At 64.0% G+C, this 5436-nt stretch carries 3 protein-coding genes and 1 pseudogene; 1 reads left to right on the plus strand and 3 read right to left on the minus strand.

Features of this window, described 5'->3' with window-relative positions:
* On the minus strand, positions 1–3430 hold a 3430-nt coding region (dnaE, locus tag ACESL8_RS11920), incomplete at its 3' end, for a DNA polymerase III subunit alpha (RefSeq protein ID WP_372919129.1).
* Between the two features lie 335 nt (positions 3431–3765).
* Here dnaE and ACESL8_RS11925 point away from each other — a divergent pair.
* The gene (locus ACESL8_RS11925) at positions 3766–4548 is read left to right on the plus strand and encodes a 3-hydroxybutyrate dehydrogenase (protein WP_372919131.1); all 783 of its coding nucleotides are present in this window, start codon (positions 3766–3768) and stop codon (positions 4546–4548) included.
* 20 nt (positions 4549–4568) lie between these two features.
* Here the strand turns inward: ACESL8_RS11925 and ACESL8_RS11930 are convergent, their stop codons facing one another.
* Positions 4569–5243: an ABC transporter ATP-binding protein gene (locus ACESL8_RS11930; RefSeq protein WP_372919134.1), complete on the minus strand. Its 675-nt coding sequence runs from the start codon at positions 5241–5243 to the stop codon at positions 4569–4571.
* Positions 5236–5436, minus strand: a pseudogene (locus tag ACESL8_RS11935) (lipoprotein-releasing system transmembrane subunit, LolC/LolE family); the annotation flags it as partial. The pseudogene ACESL8_RS11935 and the gene ACESL8_RS11930, both read right to left, overlap by 8 nt.

Here is a 5436-nt window from a genome sequence, read left to right on the forward strand (position 1 = left end):
CCAGTGCGGCTTCCAGATCGGCATCGATCAGGAAGTGCCGGCCCAGCACCAGCCGCGCCGGGCCGGCATCGGTGGCGATATCGGCCACCAGTTCGCCGCGCCCCTTCGCCGGCGCTGGCCCCAGCACGCCGAGCAGCACGCCCACCTCTGCCGGGTGGGCAAGCCTCACCACCAGCCGGCCGCGGGTGCGGCGGGCAAGTTCGGCAAGCGGCTGGGCCGAACGCAGGGTAAAGCGCGGCACATCCTCGCCGTCACGCCACTGCAAATCCATGCCGAGCAGCAGCGCTGGCGCATCGTTCACCATGGCTTCGAATTTTTCCTGCAGATCATCATCAAAACAGCTGGCGACATACTGCCCGGAACGATCGGAAAAACTGAGAAACTGATAGCGCCGGCCGGCCTGGGTGCTGCGCCAGCGCCGCTCCTCCAGCCGCCCGGCCATCATCACGTATTTGCGCCCCCCGCCCAGCGGCGCCGACAGGCCGAGCACCTCGGTGTGGCTCAGAACGTCATTGGCGGTGAGCACGTTGGCATAGGCATCAACCGGGTGGCCGCTGAAGAAAAAGCCGAACGCTTCCTGCTCATGCGCCATCCGCTGCGCCAGCGTCCATTCCAGACCCGGCACCATCAACGCCAGGCTGGCATGGTCCGAAACCCCCGTCGCATCACCAAACAACGCCACCTGCGCAGACTCGCGTTCCTCCGTGGCAGACTGGGCGCTGGCCATGATGGCTTCGGCCAGCGCGTGCACACCGGCGCGGCCCGGATGCAGCGCATCAAATCCGCCAGCAGCAATCAGGCTTTCAAGCTGGCGCTTGTTCAGCCCGCGCGGACCGACGCGGCGGGCGAAATCAGCCAGATCGCGGAACGGCCCCTTGCCGTCGCGCTCGGCCGCCAGCGTTTCCATTGCTTTGAGGCCAACGCCCTTCAGCCCGGCCAGCGCATAGCGCACGTCGCCGCCCACGACAGTGTAATCGGCGGCCGAACGGTTGATGCACGGCGGCAGCATCTCGACCCCGGCGCGGCGGGCATCATCGACGAACACCGCCAGCCGATCGGTGTTGTCGATGTCATACGCCATCGACGCGGCATAAAATTCGGCCCGGTGGTGGGTTTTCAGCCAGGCGGTCTGATAGGAAACCAGCGCATAGGCGGCGGCGTGGCTTTTGTTGAAGCCATAGTTGGCGAATTTCAGGATCAATTCGAAGATCGCGGCCGCCGTCGCCGCCTCGATGCCATTGGCGGCGGCGCCTTCGCAGAAACCGGCCTTTTGCGCGACCATTTCAGCGTGGATTTTCTTGCCCATGGCACGCCGCAGCAGATCGGCCTGGCCCAGGCTGTAGCCGGCCAGTTCGCGCGCCAGGCTCATCACCTGTTCCTGATAGACAATGATGCCGTAGGTTTCGCGCAGGATCGGCTCCATCGCCGGATGCAGCAATTCCACCTTTTCCTTGCCCGCCTTGCGCAGCGCAAAACTTGGAATATTTTCCATCGGGCCAGCGCGATACAGCGCGCCCACCGCCACGATATCGCCAAAACAATCGGGACGAACCTGGCTGAGCGCGCGGCGCATGCCTTCCGATTCAAACTGGAACACGCCCACCGTGTCGCCCTCTGCCAGCAGCTTGTACACCAGCGGATCGCCGGTGGGCAGCGTCGGCCAATCCACCTGCACTTCGCGGGCGCGCAGCATCGCCGCCGCCCGGTCGAGCACCGAAAGCGTCTTCAGGCCAAGAAAATCGAATTTCACAAGCCCGGCCTTCTCGGCGGCCTTCATCTCGAATTGCGTCACCTGCATGTCGGAACGCGGATCGCGGAACAGCGGCACCAGTTCGCTCAGCGGCCGATCCCCGATCACCACGCCGGCCGCATGTGTGGAACTGTGGCGCGGCAAGCCCTCCAGTTGCAGGGCAATATCCACCAGCCGCTTCACCTTGGGATCGCGCTCCATCTCGGCGATGAAGGCGGCCTCACCGCCGTAAGCCTTGCCGTCCTTGTCCTTGCCGCGGCCCAAGGTACGCGCCAGCGTCCATGGATCGGCGGGCTGGTTGGGCACCAGCTTGGCCAGCCGATCAATCTGGCCGTACGGCATCTGCAACACCCGGCCCACATCCTTGAGCACGGCGCGGGCCTTCATCTTGCCGAAGGTGATGATCTGCGCCACCTGCTCGCGGCCGTAGCGCTGTTGCACATATTCAATCACTTCGACGCGCCGCGTTTCGCAAAAATCGATATCGAAATCGGGCATCGAGACGCGGTCAGGGTTGAGGAAGCGTTCGAACAGCAGGCCGTGTTCCAGCGGATCAAGATCGGTGATGGTCAGCGCCCACGCCGCCACCGAACCAGCGCCGGAACCGCGCCCTGGCCCCACCGGGATGCCCTGCCGTTTGGCCCACACGATGAAATCCGCCACGATCAGAAAATAGCCGGCAAAGCCCATGCCGTTGATCACGTTCACTTCAAACGCCAGCCGATCAAGGTAGGTCTGCCGATCGGCGCCGGTTTTGCCCAGCACCGTCAAACGCGTTTCCAGCCCGGCACTGGCGGCGGCCAGCAGCGCTTCATCTTCACCGCCGGCAGCAAGGCGCGGCAGGATCGGCTTGCGGCTGGGCGCCAGCACCGCGCAGCGCTGAGCCACGACAATCGTGTTGGCGATGGCTTCGGGCAGATCGGCAAACAGCAGGTGCCAATCCTCGGCGGATTTGAGCCAGTGCTGCGGGTTGGACCGGCGGCGATCCTCGGCCTCGACATAGGTTGATTCGGCAATGCACAGCAGCACGTCGTGCGCCTGGTGCATATCAGGCGTCAGAAACTTCACCGGCGCGGTGCCCACGATCGGCAGCCCGCGCGCTTCGGCCAGCCGCAGCAGGCCGGCCTCGCTCTTCTGCTCGATCGGGTCGCCGCTGCGCGCGATTTCAACATAAAGCCGGCCCGCAAACAGGCTTTCCAGCCGATCGGCCATCGGCTCGGCGTTCTGGCCTTCGGCAAGCAACCGCGTCAATGCGCCATCGGCACCGCCGGTCAGGCACAGCAGGCCAGCGGTGCGGCCCTCCAGCTGCTCCAGCCGCAGCACCGGATCGCCGGGCACCGCGGCCGCCAGATGCGCATCCGAAACCAGACCGATGAGATTGGTGTAGCCCGCATCATCCTGCGCAAACACCACCAGCCAATCGACCAGCGCCTTGCCTTGGAACGTGGCCGAACCCGGTCGTTCAACCGGCAGCAGCGCACCAATCAGCGGTTGAATGCCATGGTCCTTGGCCGCGGCGGAAAAATCCATCGCGGCAAACATGTTGGCGCGGTCGGCCAGGCCAATCGCCGGAAAGCGCAGCTGGCGCGCCACCTTGGCCAGGTTTTCCGGCTGGATGGCGCCTTCCAGCATCGAATAGGCACTGTGGCAGCGAAGGGGGACGAATCCGGCGTGGGGCATTGGCGCACTATGCCCATGCCGCGTGCCGGCTGCCAACCGGTGCAGCCGCTTTGTCCCCACAAAAATGCAGGCGTCTGACGCAGCGGGGATGATCTTCTGGTTGAACGCCGCCCTGAAGCGCAAAATTCAACCTATTGCCATTCGCGCTCGCAACATAGGCCGGCACCCTGCGCCCGTTCCCCGATGTCATACGGGCACTCTACTGCCGCAGCATAACGTTGATTTTGCAATGGAAGAAAACTGAAACTCACGTACATAATGGCGGCGAAAAAGGCAGCCAATCGCCGATGAAACACATCAAACTATTCGCCACGCACGAAAATGAGGGATTTGCGATGCTCAAGGGACTCAGTGCTGTCGTAACCGGTTCAACCAGCGGGATCGGGCTTGGCATTGCCAATGTGCTGGCATCAAAGGGCGCCAACCTTGTGATCAACGGTTTCGGCGATGCCGCCGCCATCGAAGCAGAACGCGCCGGCCTCGAAGCCAAATACGGCGTCAGGGTCGTCTACAGCGGGGCCGACGTTTCCAAGCCCGATGATGTCAAGGCGATGGTTGATCTGTGCATCAGCAGTTTTGGCGCCATCGATATCCTCGTCAACAATGCCGGCATTCAACACACCCAAAGTGTCGAGGATTTTCCGGCCGAACGCTGGAATGCCATCATCGCCATCAACCTGTCGGGCATCTTTTATGCCATGCAGGCGGCGCTGCCGCACATGAAGGCCAAGGGCTTTGGCCGCATCATCAACATCGGCTCGGTGCACGGCTTGATCGGCAGCGTCCACAAGGTCGCCTATGTCGCGGCCAAGCACGGCGTGGTGGGCATGAGCAAGGTGGTCGCGCTGGAAACCGCCGGCACCGGCATCACCTGCAACACCATCTGCCCCGGCTGGGTGCATACGCCGCTCGTGCAGAAACAGATCGAAGCCATGGCCGCCCAGCAGGGCATCAGCGTTGAAGACGCCACCGAAAAGCTGCTTCTCGCCAAGCAGCCTTCCCAGCAGTTCGTCACCCCCGAACAGATCGGCGAGCTCGCTGCCTTCCTCGCGAGCGATGCCGCCGCCCAGATCACCGGGACTGCAATTCCCGTTGATGGCGGCTGGACGGCGCAGTAAACACCGCCATTCCGGCCGATTCAGGCGAGGCGGCCGGCCTTCAGTGTCACCACCCGGTCAACCGACCGTGCCAGCGCGAGATTGTGGGTTGCAATCAGCGCGGCGCTGCCCTGCCCGCGCACCAGATTGACTAACTGCGCCAGCACCAGTTGGGCTGTGGCCTCATCCAGATTGCCGGTGGGTTCATCGGCCAACACCAGCGCCGGGCGATTGGCCAGCGCGCGGGCGACGGCAACCCGCTGCTGTTCCCCGCCCGACAATTGCGCCGGCTTGTGCGTGAGGCGGGCGCCCAGCCCGAGCGCACCGAGCAGTTCATCGGCGCGCGCGCTGGCGGTCGCTTCCGCCACCCCGGCCACCATCAGCGCCAGCATCACATTCTCGCGGGCCGAAAAATCCGGCAGCAGATGGTGGAACTGATACACAAAACCGAGCCGCTGCCGCCGCACGCGCGTGCGTCCCAGATCGTCAAGATTGCCAACGTCTTCGCCGCAGATACCGATGCGCCCCGAAAAGCCACCTTCCAGCAGGCCAACCGCTTGCAGCATGGTCGATTTGCCCGAACCCGACGGCCCCAGCAGCGCCACGATCTCGCCGGGTGCAACCGTCAGATCGACACCGTTCAACACCTCGATACGGGCGCCGCCCTGTTCGAAACTGCGGGCCAGGCCGGTCACCTGCAACACGGGTTCACTCATAGCGCAGCACCGTCACCGGATCGGTGGAAGCAGCTTTCCACGCCGGATACAGCGTGGCCAGAAAGCTCATCAGCACAGCAAGAATGACGATGCCCAGCACTTCGGCCGGGTCGGTCTTGGCTGGCAGCAGGGTAAGATAGCGCACCGACGGATCCCAGATGTCGGTGCCGGTCAGCCGCGAAACGCCGTCAAC

Origin of the sequence: Sandarakinorhabdus sp. (assembly GCF_041689835.1) — a bacterium.
In the GTDB taxonomy this organism is placed as follows: domain Bacteria; phylum Pseudomonadota; class Alphaproteobacteria; order Sphingomonadales; family Sphingomonadaceae; genus Sandarakinorhabdus.